We start from the raw sequence: 19,249 nt of genomic DNA, 5'->3' as shown, positions 1-19,249 counted from the left end.
CGTATTCAGCTTTGCTTTTTTGCCATCCCGACGCAAGAGGGATGACAAAAAATAACCTATTGGTTTCAATTCATTTCGGCAAAACTGGGCCAGCATTAGTCCAGTTGACGGGTACGTTGGACAAATACCAGCTTTTGCCCTTGTCGTTGTTACCCTGGAAAAACAAATAGGTTTTGCCGCTCGGATCGGTGAAAATATGCGGATGGCCGGATTCGCTGGAATTCCAGGAACCAGGCTGTCCATTTTTCAGGAAAGGCGCAGTGCTTACCCGCTCCCAATGTAAGCCGTCCTGACTTTTGGCAACGCCGATCTGCTGCGGCCAGTTGTTATAGGCACCCGCATAAAACATATAGAGTACGCCATTTCGCTCAATCACTGACGCGCCTTCTATACATTCACCTTCCCAGGGTAATTCAGGTTTTAGAATCGGCCCATCAATAGCCTGCTGATGCCAGTCGCTTCGGTTGAAGTTCGTGTTGGCCGGGGCAATCGCTACGCCCAGTTGCTGAATCTTAAAGGCTGGATCGCGGGTTGCGAAATAGAGGAAATACTGATTTTTAAATAGAATCACCTCCGCATCGATAGCCCGTCCGCACGACCAGTCACTGATAGCCGGGTGAAAGATTGGATTGGTCGGATTCCGGTCGAAATGAATCCCATCTTTCGAAACGGCGTGGCAAATGGCGTCGTTGCGGCCGTTGCCGTAGGTCTGATAAAATAAGTGCACGGCTCCATCGCGTATAAGCGCACCCGGAGCGCACAACCCTTTTTGCTCATAGTCCGTTGTGGGAACAATTTCACCCACTTTCTGCCAGTTCGTTAAATTATGACTTTCCGCAATACCAATGCCCCAATGCTCGGCCCCTGTTGAGTCTTTGTAGAGTGGCACTGAATAATACAGCAGATAGCGATTTCTGAACCAGACTACATGTGGATCTTTTGAAAAGCCCGGCTTTCGGTGAGTAGTATCGGCAAAGAGCATTTTTGGACCTGCCGTTTGTGCTGTTGCTGGCGTAAATAGGCTAAGCCACAGAAAGGCTACGGTTGCAGATAGGAGAGTAACTTGTTGGTTCATAATGGGCTACTGAAAAGATAGCAATTGCGAAGAAGCATATCGGAAAGTGCTAGGTGGTTTTCAATAGTTTCATACCGAAGCCTGGAGCTGATGATGGAACCAGTTGACCACCCACTAATTTGTAATCACCAAAGTCAATATCATCACTGGTGCAGGGGACGCCTTCAATCGTGACGGTGTTGCCTAAAGCGCCCGTCAGATGAGCGGTATAGTAGGTTTTGAGTAACTCGCCAAACGCATGGGGCGATGCCTGAATACCCATCTTTTGTAATTCGGGCATAATTTTTCGCCAGGGTGTAAAGCCATATCCCATGATGTCGGTAATATGTACGTCGATTAGTTTCTGTGTTTCGAGTTCGCGAAGAAGTTTTTGGTCGGGGTCGTATTCACCATCAGCCAGTAGTGTTTTTATCTTATTGGCCGTTAACCAATCCCGCAGTTTGCGATAATCAGCTACGGTTTCGGCAAAGGGTTCTTCGATCCAGAACAAGGGAATGTCGCCAATGCCTTTTACGTACGCAATCATGGTGTCGGGCGTAAATCCATCGTTGCCATCGACCAGAATTTCGCAGTCGGGGAAGGTTTTGGCTACGAGTTTAGTCACCTCGATATCACGTTGCAAACCCGCCGATTTATCCATCCACATATTGCCCCGGCCGATTTTAAGCTTAAACTGGCGGTAGCCCATGTCATAATCATGCTTACATTCTTCCAGAATTTTGTCGAACCCATTGGTCAGCGTTGCTACTTTTCCTTCTTTCGGTTCCAGCTCGTCGAAGTAAATCATACCGCTATAGCACTTGGTCAGTATGGGTTTCTTCTGACCCATTAACTGGTAAACCGACTTGTTGAGAATGACACCTGCTAGATCGTGCAAGGGGACATCGAAGGCTAGGGCTTTGGTATCGGTGACGCCCTGGGCTGGCTGAAACAAGTCGGCAACTCGTTTACCTTTTACGTAAGCAATCACATCGTCATTCCGCCGACCGTTGGGCTGCCCCCAGCCTTTCGCTCCCTGATCGGTGGTGAGCATGCAGACTGTCACTTTGGGGCCATAGCCGTGTATGTCGCGACGGGCGTTTTTCCCTACGAAACGTGGCCATTTCAGTTGCACCTCCGTATAACTGACATCTGCAATTTTGTGCTTCATCAGATCGTCGGCCCCCGCGTAATCGAAAAGCGACGTAGCGCCCTGACTAGCAGCTATAGGGCTGAATGCAAGTGCCGAAGCACTGGTCAACTGGTTGAGGAAGGTTCTGCGTTTCATAAGTTTAGGAAAAGCTTTTAGGGTCATTTCCGTGAGGTCAGATTCTTCAATCTGCCCCAGTGAGGTTTCTCAAAACCGAATCATAACAAACCGTTCGGTTTTGAGAAACCTCACCGGGCGGGTTTAAGAACCCGTCCGCACAGATGTAGACACACTCACTTGAACAACGGCGCGTGGATTTGCCGGAGCGTTTCAACGGGGATTTTGATAACTTCCCGGTCGTAGGTGAGCAGGCCGTTAACTTCGCCTTCCACATCGGTTGTCTGCGTGTACACCGCTGCTGATAAAGCCTGCTTTTGGTAATACTCGATGATTTTGGCGTATTTCTTCCGATAGGCCTGCTCTACTACATCGGCCGATTGATAGGTCTGATAGCCCCAGTTACGCATGTTCGGATTCCAGAGATGTCCCTGCACCGGCCAGCCAATACCGCCAAACTCACCAATGACAACAACCCGATTTGCTTTGGCAACTGGTGCGTTAGGTTCTTCCTGATACGTATGGATATCGAAGAATTCACCCGCGCCCCGGTCATTCCAGCCACTGGCAGCATTGACGGTCCGGCTCGGATCGATGGCTTTTACCCAATCGGCCAGTCGGTTGTTGTCGTACTGGCCCCAGCCTTCGTTGTGAACTACCCAGGTTACGATGCTTGGATGGTTGTACAGGCGGTTCATCATCCGACGCAATTCCAGCTCAAACTGCTCTTTCCCTTTCGACCGACGTACGGGTTCTGACTGGTCACCGGGCGATTCGTTTTGTCCTTCCAGAAAGCCTGACGGCATATCCTGCCAGACCAGTATTCCCAACTTATCGCAGAGGTAATAATACCGTTCGGGTTCAACCTTGATGTGCTTACGGAGCATGTTGAAACCTGACTTTTTGAGGAAATCAATTTCAAACGTCATGCCCTCGTCGGAAGGCGGAGTAAGCAAACCACCCGGCCACCAGCCCTGATCGAGCGGGCCGTTCTGGAAAACGAATTTGTTGTTCAGCAATAAAACCGGCTGGTTGGCAACGGGGCCCGGTCCAACCGAAATCTTCCGTATGGCGAAATAGCCCGTGACCACATCCAGCGGATTCCCTGTAACGGTGGCATTGGCATAGGCCGTTCGTAAAGCTTCGTCCTGGCGTGGGCGTCGGTTGCGGGGCGTATCGCCGAAGGGGTCGGTAACGGTCACTAAGTCAACGCGATAATCGTAGAGGAACGGCTTGTCCGGCGACCAGAGTTTTGGGCTTTTGATCGACAAATAGGCAGCTCTTCCAGCACGAACAAGTGTTGAGGCCACTGTTTGATTACCGTCTAAAGCCGTTACCCGAACTGCCGTGGTAAAGTTGTTAGCAGGCTTATCGAGCAATACTTCCACCCGAACGCGACCCGAATCCAGCTCGGGAGTAAGCCGTACTTCTTCGATGTAGGTTTGTTTAGGAACTGGCTCCATCCAGACCGTTTGCCAGATGCCCGATACGGGTGTGTACCAGATGCCGTTGGGGTTAAGTAATTGTTTTCCGCGTGGTTGCTCGCCCGTTGAGGTTGGGTCCGTTACGCCCAGAACGAGTTCATTGGCCCCGTCTTTCAGGAAATCGGTTATGTCGAAGCTGAATGCGTCGGAGCCGCCGGTATGTGAGCCAACCAGCCCATCATTGACCCAGAGGTTGCATTCGTAATCGACCGCGCCAAAATGAAGGATTACCCGTTGACCAGACCAGTCTTGCGGTAGGCTGATGGTACGACGATACCACAACCGCTGGTCGGGTAAGAGCGATTTCGTGACTTTCGACAGGGTCGATTCAACGGCGAACGGAACCAGAATCTGACCACTGAATTGGGTTGGCTTCGGGGCTGTTTTTGGCGTAATGGCATACTCCCAAAGACCATTCAGATTTTGCCACTGTTTCCGAACCAATTGCGGGCGCGGGTATTCGCGCCAGGCATTTTCGGGAGTTACCTGCTTTTCCCAGCGGCTCATGATCGGCGCAGGCTGAAGCTGGCTGACGGCTGGTGTTTGGGCAAACGCAAATTGGGTAGTGAGGAGGGTGGAAAGTAGGCTGAGGGTGACTTTCGTGAGATTTACCTCACCCCCGGCTCCTCTCCTGGTTTCAGGAGAGGGGGGATAACTTGATTGATATTTCATGGTCGTTTATTTAGCCAGTTTACCTTCAAGCATTTTAATAAAATAGCCGCCCACTACGGACCGGGCCTGAAAACCAACCTGCTTGGCGTTGACGGTTTCGTGCCAGTCGGAAAGGGGCACCCGCGAGGGGGTTTCGTTGGCATACCGCCAGACGGGTCGTACCAGCGCCTGAAAATCTTTGGATGAATTCGCCATCGTAGCCGTCCACATAATCCAGTCGGACTTGGTATAGGTCTTACGGCTGTCCAGCGGCAGGCCATAAGGCTCCTGTTTCGTCAGGTAGTAGGCGATTTCTTTTTGGGCAATGTCTTTGGGGAAAATGTTTATACCTAAAAGCCTATCCCACACCAGATTATACTTCTGACTCCAGGTGTCGCCCGGATTTTCGAACGTAAGGTCGTAATGCGTTTTATCCGATGCGGTTTTGTCCAGGGCCAAGGGTTGCCATTTAGCGGCCATTTCTTTCGCCGTTTTCAGGTAACTTTCAGCCGTTGCTTTGTCGCCCAGTTGCCCTGCCAGTTGGCTGTAAGCGGCAATGCCCAGAATCGCTTTTATGGACAGGTTGGCATTTCGGGCAATATGACCGGCAAAATCATCGGTGCAGAGCTGATTAGCCGGATCGAACCCATCTTTTTTCAGGTACTCTACCCAGGTTGTCAGCGTTTTCCAGTGTTGCTTGGCGTAGTTGGCGTTGCCTTCCGCTTTGGCGATAGCACCCGTCAGAATCAGCATATTACCACATTCTTCTACGGGCATATCTTCGCCATAGGTTTGCCCGTTGGCAAGGGGGTACGTCCCTACGTCGTGAGCCGCAAAAGGCTTCGTCCAGCGTCCACTTTCGGAATACTGGAAAATCGGCTCCATCATGCCTTTCAGCAGAAGGGGGTTATAGAGCAGATAAAGCGGAGCCGAGGGATAGGTAATGTCGACCGTACCGATGGAACCATTTGAGAAATTCTCTTTCGAAAAGAAAAGCACTTCCCCTTTGGGCCCAGCCACGATTTTATGTGCGGCAATGGACTGACGATACGCCAGTACGCACAGATCAGCATATTCTTTACCACCGGCTTTCTGAGCATCGGCACGGAGTTTGGCGTCGAACGTGGTGCATTTTTGGCGGAGTCGGTTGTAATCACTCTCAGCTATCTGCAACAGATCGGCCATAGACGTTTTTCCATCCCGACGCCACCAGGCCCGTAAATTCTGCTTGAAATACTGCACCGAATACAGATCGTCGTAGCCCAGCAGGAGGTGTTTGGTGGCTGGGCCGGTTATGTTGTTGAAGTCCAGAACAGCAGCGAGGGCTATATCGACAGCCGCTTTGGCTCCTGGTCGGGTGCCCGAAGTTGGCAGTTGGCCTTTGGCCAGAAAAGCCTGTTTCAGCCCATTAGCCAGGCCCGATGCAGTTTGGTTTCCGGCCTGTTGGGGAGCCGCCAGATACGCATATCCCCAGTCGATGCGTACATTGTCGCCTTTACGACCCAGTACGGGCTGGGCTTCCGTGCCCACGACCTGGTAGGTCAGGCCACTGGTCTGAGCCGTTTTGGTAATCACCTCCTGGCCGATGGTGTTGGTCGCAATGGTGCCCGATTCACTGAAAAATACCTGTACGGAGTGTGGCTTCTTATCCGACGATTGTACATCGAACGAAACGTAGCTTACAGGCCGAGCCGCTACCTCCAGTTCGTCGAGTAATAAGGGCGACAGGAAGTTGACCGTCAGATTGACAGGCCCCGCTGTAAAGGTGTAGCGGGTCTGCGTTGCCGATACCGTCACATCCGTTTGCGTTGCTGCGGAGACCGACGAGTTGGTGATGGGGTTAACAATACCGACGTCAATAAATGACCCTCCGCGCGGACTTACACAGTGAACGGCCAGCACGTTCTTGCCCGTTTTAAGTGCCTTCTGACCTGCTTCGGGGAACGGCAGATAGATGTATTCGTTGACGTAGTCGGGTTTATCGAGAATTTTGGTACCGTTGAGGTAGATCACTACGTCGTCGTCATGATTGAGTACCAGCAGAAGTTTCGATAGATCGGCTTTTCCATCGTAGGTAAATTCCCGACGAACGTAGATTCCCTCTTTCATGGTCTGGCTGTTGACCCATTTGGTATGTGCATCAGGGGTATCGCCAAAAGGACCTGTGCCCGACATCCATTTACTATCGTCGAAATCAGCCTTCTCCCAGCCTCTGTCGGGTTTTTCCAGCGTATACTTCGCTGAATAAGGTTTCGATTCGCCCGATGCCAGAATGGGTTCGTAGGTTGTCGGAACGGCTCCTAAAAACTGATACGGCTTACCATCGACCCGGATAATACCTTCCAGCGATTGGGGCTTGCCGGTCCAGTGGCGGGTAGGGGAGTCGGTTAGTTTATCGGTCATACTCCACAAACTAAAATAAGGATCGTGGGTGATGAGCGGATAAGCAGGAGGGCGTAGGTTTTGGGCCTGTGTCCAACCCGTAAGAAAAAGTAAGAAAAGAAGAGTTGACGCGTACTGAATTGTGCTATTGCGCATTGGCAGTGGAGTTTTTCGAAACATTAAAACTATATCTTAAACCCGGCCTGCGGTTGCCTTTACTTATCGAGGGTAGGATAATCGCTGAATATGCTTTGGAAGAAAGAGAATTAATGGCACGTCATTGTAGTTGACAAACCTTCTGTAAACCCCCTAACATCTTAATCTATATGAAGCATGTATTCGTTTGGCTGACCATGCTAATCTTGCTTGGTCATACTGTGCAATCGGTTGCACAGCAGATTTCAAAAGAAGAGCTGATCTTCCTGACGCCCGACTGGAAAGGTGAACGCTTCCCGGATGGTCGACCCAAAGTACCCGATGCCATTCTGAAGCGAATGAAACTGGTTACGCAGGAAGAAGCCTGGGCTGTTCTGAAAGGCGAAAAATACCGCTACCAGTATGCGGGTGGCTGGCAAACCATTAATCCCGACAGTGTTTTGGTCGGTCGGGCAGTAACGGCTACGTTTATGCCGGGTCGGCCAGATGTTCACCGGGTTACGGACGAAAAAGGCCATACCAAAGATGGTCGGGTGAAGTCGCAGAATGCCTGGCCGATTGATTTGCTGGTGAAAGGTGATGTGTATGTGGTCGATCAGTTTGATATGCACGAAGATGGACCAACCATTGGCGACAACCTGGGCAATTCGATCTACGCCAAAACGGGCAATGGCATTGTGTACGAAGGAGCGGTTCGCGACATCGCCGGACTGAAGGAAATTGGTGGCTTTACGTCGTATTTCCGTAGCTATCACCCCTCGCACCATAATCCGGAAGGCGATCTCAACACAACGCTGGTCGGCATCAATCGACCCACCCGAATCAGGAAAGTGATGGTTATGCCAGGCGACATTGTCCTGGGACGTGATGGGGGCGTTTGCTTCATTCCACCCCATCTGGCCGAAAAAGTGGTGAAAACCTCTGAGATCATTCGCCTGCGCGATATGTTCGGCCATCAGCGTCTGCGCGAGCAGAAATATACGCCCGGTCAAATCGACACACGCTGGTCGGATGAAATCGAAAAAGACTTCTCGCAGTGGCTGAATTCGCACATCAATGAGCTTCCTGTTCCAAAAGAGCAGATTCAGGAATTTCTCAAAAATCGAACCTGGTAAAAAATACCTGACCATTTCTGACCTCATTTTTTATGAAAACCTCAAGACGTTCATTTCTAACCAAAAGTGCGTTAGCCAGTGTATTTAGTGGCAGCGCGCTGTCCAGCTTTGGCGAAGGGCTGGAAACCGCCATTGAGCGGACTCCGTTATCATCGGCCCCGTCCGATCTGAAAATTACTGACATCAAATGTGGTTACACGCGCGGTGGCCATAGCCTATTTGTGAAAGTGCATACCAATCAGGGCATCTGGGGGTGTGGCGAAGCCGTCGATGCGTCGGTCGGAACCTACCATCTAGTCAAACTGATTGGCCAGCGGATTAAAGGCCGAAGCCCGCTGAACGTCAACCGGATTTTCGAAGATGTTCGGAAATCCGGCTTCTTCGAGGGAGCACAGGCCGGTATTTATGTATCGGTATTATCGGCTGTCGAAACAGCCCTTTGGGATTTGGCTGGGAAAGCGCTTGGCCTGCCGGTATACCAATTGCTCGGCGGAAAATTTCGGGATAAAATCCGGGTGTATTGCGATACGGGAGCCTACCGGGAGACGGATACCAGTCCGGAATCCTTTGGTAAAAGCGCCAAACGGGCGGTCGATATGGGTTTTACGGCCGTAAAATACGACATCGACGAGCGTAACGACCCCAACAAATATGATGCTTACAACTGGACCGCCAGCCCCGGCGAACTGGAGCGGATGTACAACCAGATTGCGGGAGTCCGGGAAGCCGTTGGCCCTAAAATCGACATCTGCGTAGACATGCACGGGCGATACGACATGACGACCGGCCGACGGGTTGCCAAGATGATGGAGCCACTTAAACTGCTCTTTCTGGAAGAACCCATTCCGGCCGAAAATCCCGAAGCATACCGGCAAATCCGGGAGATTACCACAACGCCTATCTGCGCGGGCGAAAACCATTATCTGGCCCACGGCTTCCGTCGGTTGCTTGAAATTGGCGCTGTCGACATTATCATGCCCGATTTGCAGAAAGCGGGTGGGCTAGGTGAAGCACAACGAATTGCCAATCTGGCGAATCTGTATTACGTACCGTTTGCGCCACACATGGTAGCGTCCTATCTGGGGGCTATGGCATCGAGTCATGTATGTGCCTCGGTGCCCAACTTCCTAATTCTGGAATGGCAGATTTACTTCCATGAGGAGCCTATGTTCAAAGAGATCGTTACCTTCGACGGGCCGATGGTGGAGAAAGGGTTTATTCCATTATCCGAAAAACCCGGTATTGGTGTCGAAATCAACGAAGAGGGTATGCGGAAATACGCCCCCAAAGATGTTCCGTTCTTTGTTTGATTAATTTGTAGTAATGCGGGTGGGAGCCCGCAATTTATAAGCCAAATTGCGGGCTCCCACCCGCATTACAATACAATGAGTATGTTACAAACCATGCGTTGGTTCGGGCCGAACGATCCGGTTTCGCTGATGGATATTCGGCAGGCAGGTTGTTCGGGGGTCGTGACGGCCCTGCATCAGATTCCGGTAGGTGATCTGTGGCCCATCGATGAAATCACCAAACGCAAAAATCTAGTTGAAGCCGATAACGAGCGGTATTCACCACTGCACTGGGCAGTCGTGGAAAGTCTGCCCGTTCATGAAGACATCAAGAAAGGACGGCCAACCCGCGCTGGGTATATCGAGACGTACCAGCAATCCATCCGAAATCTGGCCGCTTGTGGCATCCGAACGGTCTGTTACAACTTTATGCCGGTGCTGGACTGGTCGCGAACCAATCTTAAGTACGAAATGCCCGACGGGTCGCTGGCCCTTCGGTTCGTCTGGGAAGATTTCGCCCTGTTTGACCTCTATATCCTGAAACGCCCTGGCGCCGAAGCTGATTACGAACCAGAGATCATCGAATCGTCCCGGCAGAAACTGGCGCAAATGACCCCTGAACAGGTTGCCGAACTGACCAATACCGTTTTGCTTGGATTGCCGGGTTCCGAAGAGGCCTTTTCACTGGATACCTTTCAGGGCTTATTGAATGAGTACAGCCAGATTGGCGATAAAGAGCTACGGGAAAACCTGTATTACTTTATTCAGCAGGTGGCTCCGGTAGCGCAGGAGGTGGGTGTCAACCTGTGCATTCATCCCGACGATCCGCCAAGGCCATTGCTGGGCTTACCCCGCGTAGTCAGTACGGAGGCCGATCTGGCGCAACTCATGGATGCCTGCGATACAACTGCCAATGGCATAACGTTTTGTACTGGTTCGTTGGGCATACGGCCCGACAACGATTTGCCGGGAATGATTCGGCGGTTTGGTAATCGCATCCATTTTATTCACCTGCGCACAACCAAGCGCGAAGCCGATTCGCGGAACTTTCACGAAGCCGATCACCTGGCGGGTGATGTCGATATGTATGCCGTTATCAAAGAGATTGTTCTTGAGCAAAAACGACGGGCGGGAGCAGGCACCGGCGAAACGGCGATTCCGATGCGACCGGATCATGGCCACCAGATGCTCGACGACTTACACAAAAAAACGTATCCCGGCTACTCAGCCATCGGGCGCTTGCGTGGTCTGGCTGAGCTGCGTGGTCTTGAACTGGGTATCGAGCGCAGTTTAGAATCGATAGAGTAATACCATTTGTATAGCTGTAGCACAATAGAACACAGATTTTTATGATGATTATGATTTTTATAGGTCATAATCGTTTTGGTAAGTTTCTGATAATCAGGAAATTGTTAGTTGTAAATGATTCTGTAATCTTAACAAATCATAATCATCATAAAAATCTGCGTTCGATAAATTTATGTATAATCGTAATGACACAAACAGGAAATTTGACATATCCAGCCGTTTTTTCGCTTGAAGGTAAGCTAGCCCTAATCACCGGCGGAGGTAGTGGGATTGGTTTCGATATTGCCCGCTGTATGGTCGAATCGGGTGGCCGGGTCGTCATCACAGGCCGTCGGGAAGAGCCGCTAAAAGAGGCCGTACAGGCTTTAGGCGAACGCGCCCATTATCAGGTTAACGACGTAACTGACCGCGAATCGCTGGAGGAACTGGTCGAAAAAATTGAGGTCGAGCTGGGGCCCATCGATATTCTGGTGAATAATGCGGGGATCAATATGAAAAAGCCCGCACTGGAGGTATCCGACGCGGATTTCGACCGGATTGTACATACCAATCTGAACTCGGTTTTTAGTCTGACGCGCACCTGTGCGCAACGGATGATGGCTCGCCAGCGGGGTTCGATTATCATGATTTCGTCGATGGCAGCCTATTATGGTATCGACCGGGTGGCTGCTTATGCGGCTTCCAAGTCGGGTGTGGAGGGTATGGTGAAAGTACTGGCGTCAGAATTTTCGGGCAACGGGGTTCGGGTCAACTCGATTGCACCGGGTTTCATTGAAACGGCCATGAGCAAGACGGCCATGAGTGGCGACCCTGACCGCTTTGCCCGCGCTATGCGTCGCACCCCCATGGGCGCATTCGGTAAACCATCCGATATTGGCTGGGCGGCTGTTTTTCTGGCTTCCGAAGCCGCTCGGTATGTTACGGGCGTGTCGCTACCGGTTGATGGCGGTAATTCAATTGGGTTTTAACATTTTTCGTCGTTCCGATCGGAGGGATAAATCTCAAACTTGCCTGGTAGTAGGCTTGAGGTTTATCCCTCTGGTCGAAATGACAAAAACAAAACGGCTCTCTGATATTACCCAACTGTAAAGTTTTCAGGTAGAGTCCTTACTATTCACCCGACTGCACTTATTTTGGGGCAAAATGGCGTACTGGTTCCCATGAAACGGATCGTAAAAGTTTCCCTATATATTTCCGCTTGCCTGCTCATTACTCAGTCTGTTTGGGCGCAAACCAAGGCTAAAAAAGCCTTATTCGTGATCGTAGACGGCATTCCGTCCGATGTGATCGAGAAACAGCCGACGCCCAATCTGAAAGCTATTGCCAAAGAGGGTGGCTACGCCCGAGCTTATGTAGGCGGACAAAAAAGCAGCTATTCGCAAACGCCAACCATTTCGGCCGTCGGGTATAACAGCCTGCTCACAGGCACCTGGGTCAATAAACACAATGTGTGGGACAACAGCATCAAAGCGCCCAACTACGCCTACTGGACTATTTTTCGCTTTTTTGAACAGCAATATCCCGCCCGGAAAACGGCCGTTTTCTCCACCTGGCTCGATAATCGCACCAAACTGGTAGGCGAAGATTTACCCCAAACCGGAAAGTTACGGATCGACTATTCATTCGATGGTCTGGAACACGATACGTTACTTTTTCCCCACGATAAGCAATCCGACTATATCCACCGGATCGACGAAAAAGTAGTTGCCGAAGCGTGCCGATACATTCAGGACGAAAGCCCGGATCTGTCGTGGGTGTACCTGGAATATACCGACGATATGGGGCATAAATACGGTGACAGCGAACAATTTTACAAAGCCGTTGGCCTAATGGACGATCAAATGGGCCGTTTATGGAAAGCCATTCAATATCGTCAGAAAACATTTGGTGAAGACTGGCAGCTTTTCATCACGACCGATCATGGCCGTAGCGCCGATACAGGCAAAAACCATGGTGGGCAGTCGGATCGGGAGCGGGCTACCTGGATTGTGACGAACGCCAAAGAGCTTAACAGTCAGTTTAAAACAGCCACACCTGCCATTGTCGATATTATGCCAACAATGGCCCGCCATTTAGGCATAACCATTCCGAAAGAGCAGGCCTTTGAACTCGACGGTGTTCCATTGACGGGGGAAATTTCTATTACAGAGCCTAAAGCCCGAAAAGAATCCGGTAAGCTTTTACTGAACTGGAAAGCTGTCGATAAAGAAGGTGTCGTAAAAGTCTGGGTATCGACAACCAATCACTTTGAAGAAGGGCAACGCGACCAATACAGCTTGCTGGCCGAAGTGCCTGCCAGTGCCGAAGCCGCTACCCTCGATGTACCCAAACTGCCTTCCGGCTTTGTGAAGGTTGTGCTGGAAGGTAGGCATAATTCCCTCAATCGCTGGATTGTTGAATAGCATTTAGCGTACCCGCGTCCAGGTTCGGGTTTTGCCTAACAGGCTGATTCCCATTACATAGCCATGGAAGTCGAGCGTATTGACGTCTTTCAGCGTCAGGTCGCAATTGTAGGTTTTGCCATCCTCCGGGTTATAGATTTCTCCGCCACTCCAGACATTGTTGCCCTTGTAAACCAAATCTTTCAGCAATACCATATTGATCAGAGGGCGATTCCGTAGCTTCTCGTCTGGGTTCTCAATGTCAACTTTAGGTTTGTTGGTAGATGGATCATTTGGCTCAAGCATCCAGACCAGTTTGCCGTAGTATTTATTCCCCTGTTTATAAATCTGGACCTGATTCCTCTTCTTCGAGCTAAGCCATTTTCCCAGCACCGCATCAGGATCGTCGGTATTGTGGGCGAAAGAAGGGGTTGTCAGGGAGACTACGAACAGGAAAATGGCGAAACGAAACAGATTCATAAGACAGTTGAGGCAATGATTTTGATGTATAACTAATTCGCAGACGACTTGTCAGCGTAGTAAACGAAAAATCATGCCGACCTGTATATAGATCATACTTTGCCGCTAGGGTTTAATGGTGGACCAGGCTACTTTTTGTCCTGCTGACACAGCGAGTAGTTTCTCAATCCACTCGCTCGGCCCCAAGCTCAGCTACATACGCTTCCAGCGCCTGGAAATCTTTGGTGCGTTTCATGAAATGAATCGATGCCGATTGGGCAATGCGCAACGATTGCTGAAAATGCTGAGGTAAGTAGGGTTTGGTTAGAAGCTGAACAGGTATCGGAAAATGCCGAAGTAGTTCGACCGGAGCACGTATGGCACTGATCTGGCCTTCGTTGACGCGGGAGTTAGGCGGAAAAAGTATATTGATCTGGCGTAACGGAACGGGCTCTTTAGGGAATGTATCTAGCGGTTGGGTGATCAGGAATTTTGCCGCCCCTTCAAAAGAGGGAGACAGCGCAGAAGCATCGATAGCAAGTCCGTTTAGCGCCTGTCGCCAGACTTTGTACTGACTAAATGCAGGAATTACATAAGCCTTGTTGTCGATCAATTGTATCGCCACCAGATCGTCCGACAGTACAGTATAGCCTGCCTTGCCAAATGCCGTTGCTGTTGTCGACTTTCCGGCACCCGGTATGCCCATAAAAACGATGGCCTGGTTGTTCACATCCACAGCGCTGGCATGCAACAGAAATAAGCCACGTTGATACAAAATCACACCAAATACTTCACTGAGCAGGAATAACCGCAGCGTTCCTTCGTCGGCGCCAAGATTCTGGTACACAATCTGGTTGCCGTCGCTGATCCGAAACTTGCCGATGCCGTCCCAGTTGATAATGATGGCATCGGCTGTCCGGCCGAATTTTGCCCGTACCCCCCGTCGCTGGACACGGGTGAGTTGCCCTGCTTTTTCAGGAACAGCACCTTCCGTGATTGTAACATCGGCCGACGCATTCGACGGCTGTAAAACACCGTCGAAATTGATGGCCGTTTGAATGGTCAAGCCAAAAGTGAAATAGTTCATGATGTGGTGTTGTTGGCGAAACGGGTCAATGCATTTCCTTGAATGACAGCCAGTATAACCCTACAAACAGCAGGCTGAAAAATACACCAAATGAAACGTTCAGAGCTTCAAATCCGGCCAGTGCTACGGGTAAGACAAATCCGCAGACAACTCCGGCCACGTAAATCCAGAAGCCAATACGACGCAGCCGGAACATGAAAATGGCTCCGATCAGGGTAATCAGTGAGTAAAAAAAAGAGGCTATCGCCAGTAGTCGAACCAACTCCTGATCGTTGGGAAGGGGTACATTCCCCGACGAGCGATCCTCATAGTACTGCTTGGGCGATTGGTCGTCGGGCTTACTTTTTCGCTCGATCTGCGTTGTTTCGGATACGGCTTCGGTTTGCGAAAACGATATGACGGCATCCGCTATCCCCCAGGCACAACTTAGAAAGGTAAGAACACAAAGAAGGGTTAAAAATTGAGAGCGCATAGTAACGCGGACATCCTGCCCGCCTGGTTAATACAAACGGATTTAGCTCCGCGTTTAAGGACCTGTTAAAAGGAAGTTGCATATGTAACTTCCCAAAACCTTATTTTCGTGGCAGTGTTTCCTACATACCAACGAAAATCAAAGCAAATGACTCTGCAAGAACTGACCGAGCAAATTCGGACCAAAGTTACACATGCCGATAATATCAACGCTACCGTTAAGCTCGTAACTGACCAGGGTGTTGTCTATATCGATGCCACGCAGTCACCGGCAATAGTATCGAACGAAGACAAACCCGCCGATTGCGATTTGCAGGTAACGATCGATAACCTGGTGAAAATGAGCACCGGCGACCTGAATCCGATGATGGCCGTGATGATGGGAAAACTCAAAATCAAAGGCGATATGGGCATCGCCATGAAAATGGGCCAGATTATGGGGTGATTATAAAGAGTGAAAGAGTGAAAGAGCGAATGAGCGAATGAGTGAAAGAGCAAAACTAAGGGACCAGTTAAATAAGTAGTAGCAAAGCGTTTCTGGCTTACTAGTTTGAATGGAGGATGTACTTCGTCGTAGTCGCCAAGTTTCGCTCTTTCGCAATTCACTCTTTCGCTCTTTAAATTATGCCTAAGCCCTCTCGTCGTCAATTTCTGGAGAATAGTACCCTGGCTGCGGCCAGTTTTCTGCTGGTTCCGCGTCATGTGCTGGGTGGAAAATCGGCCAATGGCTCACGAATTATTGCTCCATCCGATAAACTGGCTATTGCCGCCGTTGGGTGTGGGGGTAAAGCCGATGTGAACATCCGGCTGGCCTATAATAATGGTTCCGACAACATCGTCGCTCTGTGTGATGTCGATAATCGTCAGGCGAAAAAGTACCGGGCTCAGTTTCCGAATGCACCTTACTTTCAGGATTATCGCGAAATGTTCGATAAGGCTGGCAAAAGCTTCGATGCCGTCATTGTCAGTACGCCTGATCACATGCACGCGCCCATCGCTATGGCGGCTATGCAACTCGGCAAGCATGTGTACGTCGAAAAACCATTAACCCACGATATTTACGAAGCCCGGATGCTGACCCAGGCTGCCGAGCGCTACAAAGTCGTAACCCAGATGGGAAATCAGGGGAGTTCGGGCGATGCTACACGGATTATCGAAACGGCCATTCAGAAAAAGATGATTGGCCATGTACATACGGTTTACTGCTGGACCGACCGTCCGGTTTGGCCGCAGGGGGTACGGTCGCCGAAAGACAAAGGGGAGTCGCAGCCCGTACCGTCCGAAGTCAACTGGCCGCTCTGGCTCGGAACGGCCCCCTATCGCGATTATCACGAAGCCTACATGCCGACCCGCTGGCGGGGCTACTGGGATTTTGGCACTGGCGCTTTGGGCGATATGGGTTGCCACTTCATGGATGTACCTTTCCGCGCCCTGAAACTCAAATACCCAACTTCCGTAGAGTGCAGCGTTGGTTCGGTGTATGCCGATTTCTTCAAAGAAGCCTTCTTTGACGATAGCTGCCCGCCCTCGTCGGCTATTCACCTGACCTTTCCGTCAGACGATAAGAAAGTAAAAGAGATTAAATTTTCCTGGTTCGATGGGGGAATTCGGCCGCAACTGCCCGAAGGGGTAGCGTATGAGGAGGTGTTCCGGGATAATAATGGCGGTATTCTGTTTATCGGCACCAAAGGGATGCTGACGGGTGGCCTGTTCGGTAACGATCCGAAACTGCTTCCGGCCGATAAGTTTGCCAATACGGCTTTGCCTGCTCCCGAAAAACCGCTGGTCGAAGGCAAAACGGAAGGGCATCAGCAGCAATGGGTGAAAGCCTGCAAACAAGGGTATGGCGCCTATACATCGTCGTCGTTCGATCAGTCGGGGCCGCTTACCGAAACCGTTCTGATGGGCAACCTAGCCACGCGTTCCTACATGGCTCGCGAAGGGGGCAAGTTTACGGGCCGTAAGCGGCTCCTCTGGGATGGCGATACCATGAAGATTACCAACTTCGATTACGCCAACCAGTTTGTCCGGCGGCAGTACAATGGGGGCTACTCGTTGTGAAAGAGCGAAAGAGTGAAACAGAGGTCCGCTGCCACTCTTTCGCTCTTTCACTGTTTCACTCTCTAAATAAATGACTACATTAGTGGTACCTCAAATCACTGATGCGACATTTTAGTCAACAGGTATTCTTCATTTTAAGCTGTTGCTTACTGACTTTTCGCCTGGCAGCACAACCGCTCAGTAAGCAGCCGGTCATTCGTTTGTCTACGCAGGGCAATGAGGTATCATTACGTGGACACCTGGCTTATTTCCGTGACTCGCTGGCTACCCGAACGATTGCAGACATGATTGGGCTGGCTTCGGGTAATGTCTTTCAACCTATAGCGACGCCCGTTCCTAACTTTGGCTATGTAACGGGTATAAAAGCGGCTCGGCCTGTCTGGTTACGATTTCGGCTGGAAAATGGCTCGAAAACGACGCAGGCCTGGTTAGCCGAAGTTGATTTCTGGTCGTTCGATTCCCTTCAACTTTTCATTGTCGACAGCCACAATCGGGTGTTGTCGGCCTCACCCGTAATCGGCTGGAAAACGCCCGCTACCCAACGAATTCGGTATCACCGTCATTACTGGTTTCCGTTTACTGTACCTGCCCATGAGCGCGTAACAGCCTATTTCCGCATGTATAAACAGCGGGGTACGCAGCTTGTACCCATTAGCCTGATTCGGGAGTCGGCCTATGAATCGCTGGTTCAGAAAGGCTACTTATTTTGGGGGGGCGTACTGTTTGCACTGACGTTTGTGGCGGTTATGAGCCTTATTTTTTTTCTGACCACGCTCGACCAAATTTATTCGAAATACATTTTCTGCCTGCTGGGTCTGGTCGGTTTTTTTGTCATCAACGACGGTTTTCTGAATCAGTTTGGTTTCGAGCTTCAGTTCTGGTTGCCCCGGCAGAATATCTATTTCCTGTTCCCTCTGATTCTGTTCTATTCGCAGCTAACCTTCGTTCGTACCTTTCTGTCGGTCAAAAATACGCCTTCCCGGCGCTGGCATACCATCGGAACGGTGGTGCTCTGGTGTGGCCTTTTCTGCTTGCTTGGCCTGACCATTGAACTGATTACCCCCTTTTCGCCCACGGTCGAATTGATTATGGTGCGAATCTTCTCGATTTTTTACTGGTTTCCCATGCCCGTGATTGGGGCCTATATTGTGGTAGGAATTGTTCGGCGGTATCACGTTGGCGAAGCCTGGTTGTATCTGATTGCCGTTTCGCCGTTTTACGCCCTTAATCTTGGGCAGGTCTTCGCCAATTTTGGTTTGATTCCTACCGTTGAGCCAGTCGCCAATTTTACCTATTATGCCGTAGCGGCTTTGTTTGAAGTGCTGGTGTTGACCATTGGTTTAGCCTATCGCTACAAAATGGAGCGCGACCGAACCGAGCGGCTCATTAAAGAAAGTACCGATCAGCAGCAACGGGCCTACGAAGCCGAAGTACAGGCATTGGCCTTGAAAAATAGCCTACTGGTCGAGAAAGAACGGATTGCCCGCGATTTGCACGATAACGTAGGGGCGCATCTGGCCTTCATCGTGACCAATCTGACACATATTAGCGATCAGGCCGAAAAACAATCGACGAAAGAAGGGAAGCAATGGGCGTCGCGCTTACGGACGATTGTCATGCACACCCGCGAAGCCGTTAAGCTACTTCGCGAAACCATTTGGGCCATTCACCAGGAAAGCTTTACCGTCGAGGAGTTTGACGAACGATTGAATCAGTATATCAATCGCTATTTCCATGAACCGGATGGCCTGCATGTCGATGTACAGGTCATGGGCTCGCAATCGCAACGGCTTTCATCGACTCAGGTACTAAATCTGTTTAGAATCGTGCAGGAGGCCCTGAACAACGTTGTCAAGCATGCGCAGGCTACGGTCGCCAACGTGCAGTTGCAGGTGAGTTCGGGCGGGCGGATTAACCTCAGGATTCATGATAATGGCTGCGGCTTCACCTGGAACAATACTGTTGTATCGAGTCATCACTACGGCCTTCAGAATATGCAGACCCGCGCGCAGGAACTAGGCGGCACCTTCCGGGTTTTTGCTGAAGAAGGCACCACCGTAGAAGTAGATGTATAGGCGATTAAC

15 protein-coding genes are annotated in these 19,249 nt (G+C 50.6%); 8 read left to right on the top strand and 7 right to left on the bottom strand.

Going from position 1 to position 19,249, the window contains the following annotated elements; translation table 11 throughout:
* Positions 1 to 70 precede the first annotated feature (70 nt).
* The 4 genes from BGO59_RS33360 to BGO59_RS33345 all read right to left on the bottom strand — a co-directional run bounded on the left by BGO59_RS33360 (position 71) and on the right by BGO59_RS33345 (position 6,994).
* Positions 71 to 1,075, bottom strand: coding sequence for a family 43 glycosylhydrolase (locus BGO59_RS33360; RefSeq protein WP_293691547.1), 1,005 nt, complete (start codon positions 1,073 to 1,075; stop codon positions 71 to 73).
* 49 nt (positions 1,076 to 1,124) lie between these two features.
* Positions 1,125 to 2,342, bottom strand: coding sequence for a mandelate racemase/muconate lactonizing enzyme family protein (locus BGO59_RS33355; protein WP_293691546.1), 1,218 nt, complete (start codon positions 2,340 to 2,342; stop codon positions 1,125 to 1,127).
* A gap of 155 nt (positions 2,343 to 2,497) precedes the next feature.
* The gene (locus tag BGO59_RS33350) at positions 2,498 to 4,477 is read right to left on the bottom strand and encodes a glycoside hydrolase family 2 protein (protein ID WP_293691545.1); all 1,980 of its coding nucleotides are present in this window, start codon (positions 4,475 to 4,477) and stop codon (positions 2,498 to 2,500) included.
* Positions 4,478 to 4,483: 6 nt separating this feature from the next.
* Complete coding sequence (locus BGO59_RS33345) at positions 4,484 to 6,994, bottom strand: glutaminase family protein (protein ID WP_293691544.1); 2,511 nt, start codon at positions 6,992 to 6,994, stop codon at positions 4,484 to 4,486.
* A 170-nt stretch (positions 6,995 to 7,164) separates the two neighbouring features.
* Here BGO59_RS33345 and BGO59_RS33340 point away from each other — a divergent pair, with 170 nt between their 5' ends.
* The 5 genes from BGO59_RS33340 (at position 7,165) to BGO59_RS33320 (ending at position 13,108) form a co-directional block, all read left to right on the top strand.
* Positions 7,165 to 8,109 (top strand): RraA family protein, encoded by a 945-nt coding sequence (locus BGO59_RS33340; RefSeq protein WP_293691543.1) that lies wholly within the window; start codon positions 7,165 to 7,167, stop codon positions 8,107 to 8,109.
* 32 nt (positions 8,110 to 8,141) lie between these two features.
* Positions 8,142 to 9,419 carry a mandelate racemase/muconate lactonizing enzyme family protein gene (locus tag BGO59_RS33335; protein WP_020601016.1) on the top strand — a complete coding sequence of 426 codons (1,278 nt, stop codon included), beginning with the start codon at positions 8,142 to 8,144 and terminating at the stop codon, positions 9,417 to 9,419.
* Positions 9,420 to 9,494: 75 nt separating this feature from the next.
* Entirely contained in the window at positions 9,495 to 10,706 is a 1,212-nt protein-coding gene (gene uxuA, locus BGO59_RS33330; protein WP_293691542.1) for a mannonate dehydratase, read from the top strand.
* Positions 10,707 to 10,891: 185 nt separating this feature from the next.
* Complete coding sequence (locus BGO59_RS33325; RefSeq protein ID WP_293691541.1) at positions 10,892 to 11,674, top strand: SDR family NAD(P)-dependent oxidoreductase; 783 nt, start codon at positions 10,892 to 10,894, stop codon at positions 11,672 to 11,674.
* Between the two features lie 192 nt (positions 11,675 to 11,866).
* Positions 11,867 to 13,108, top strand: coding sequence for an alkaline phosphatase family protein (locus BGO59_RS33320; protein WP_293691540.1), 1,242 nt, complete (start codon positions 11,867 to 11,869; stop codon positions 13,106 to 13,108).
* A gap of 3 nt (positions 13,109 to 13,111) precedes the next feature.
* Here BGO59_RS33320 and BGO59_RS33315 read toward each other — a convergent pair whose 3' ends face one another.
* From BGO59_RS33315 to BGO59_RS33305, 3 genes are all read right to left on the bottom strand, one after another.
* Positions 13,112 to 13,567, bottom strand: a complete 456-nt coding sequence (locus BGO59_RS33315; RefSeq protein ID WP_293691539.1) for a DUF2147 domain-containing protein — start codon at positions 13,565 to 13,567, stop codon at positions 13,112 to 13,114.
* A 163-nt stretch (positions 13,568 to 13,730) separates the two neighbouring features.
* Positions 13,731 to 14,633, bottom strand: a complete 903-nt coding sequence (locus tag BGO59_RS33310) for a serine kinase (RefSeq protein WP_293691538.1) — start codon at positions 14,631 to 14,633, stop codon at positions 13,731 to 13,733.
* Between the two features lie 25 nt (positions 14,634 to 14,658).
* Positions 14,659 to 15,105 (bottom strand): hypothetical protein, encoded by a 447-nt coding sequence (locus BGO59_RS33305; RefSeq protein ID WP_293691537.1) that lies wholly within the window; start codon positions 15,103 to 15,105, stop codon positions 14,659 to 14,661.
* Positions 15,106 to 15,252: 147 nt separating this feature from the next.
* On the opposite strand from BGO59_RS33305, the gene BGO59_RS33300 reads away from it, so the two are divergent.
* The 3 genes from BGO59_RS33300 (at position 15,253) to BGO59_RS33290 (ending at position 19,240) form a co-directional block, all read left to right on the top strand.
* Positions 15,253 to 15,549: an SCP2 sterol-binding domain-containing protein gene (locus tag BGO59_RS33300; RefSeq protein ID WP_293691535.1), complete on the top strand. Its 297-nt coding sequence runs from the start codon at positions 15,253 to 15,255 to the stop codon at positions 15,547 to 15,549.
* Positions 15,550 to 15,728: 179 nt separating this feature from the next.
* Complete coding sequence (locus BGO59_RS33295; RefSeq protein ID WP_293691533.1) at positions 15,729 to 17,165, top strand: Gfo/Idh/MocA family oxidoreductase; 1,437 nt, start codon at positions 15,729 to 15,731, stop codon at positions 17,163 to 17,165.
* A 101-nt stretch (positions 17,166 to 17,266) separates the two neighbouring features.
* On the top strand, positions 17,267 to 19,240 hold the full coding sequence (locus tag BGO59_RS33290; RefSeq protein WP_293691531.1) for a 7TM-DISM domain-containing protein: 1,974 nt from the start codon (positions 17,267 to 17,269) through the stop codon (positions 19,238 to 19,240).
* Positions 19,241 to 19,249 lie beyond the last annotated feature (9 nt).

Source organism: Spirosoma sp. 48-14, from assembly GCF_001898575.1.
Classification (GTDB): domain Bacteria; phylum Bacteroidota; class Bacteroidia; order Cytophagales; family Spirosomataceae; genus Spirosoma.
This window is presented reverse-complemented; position numbering and strand designations above follow the sequence as displayed.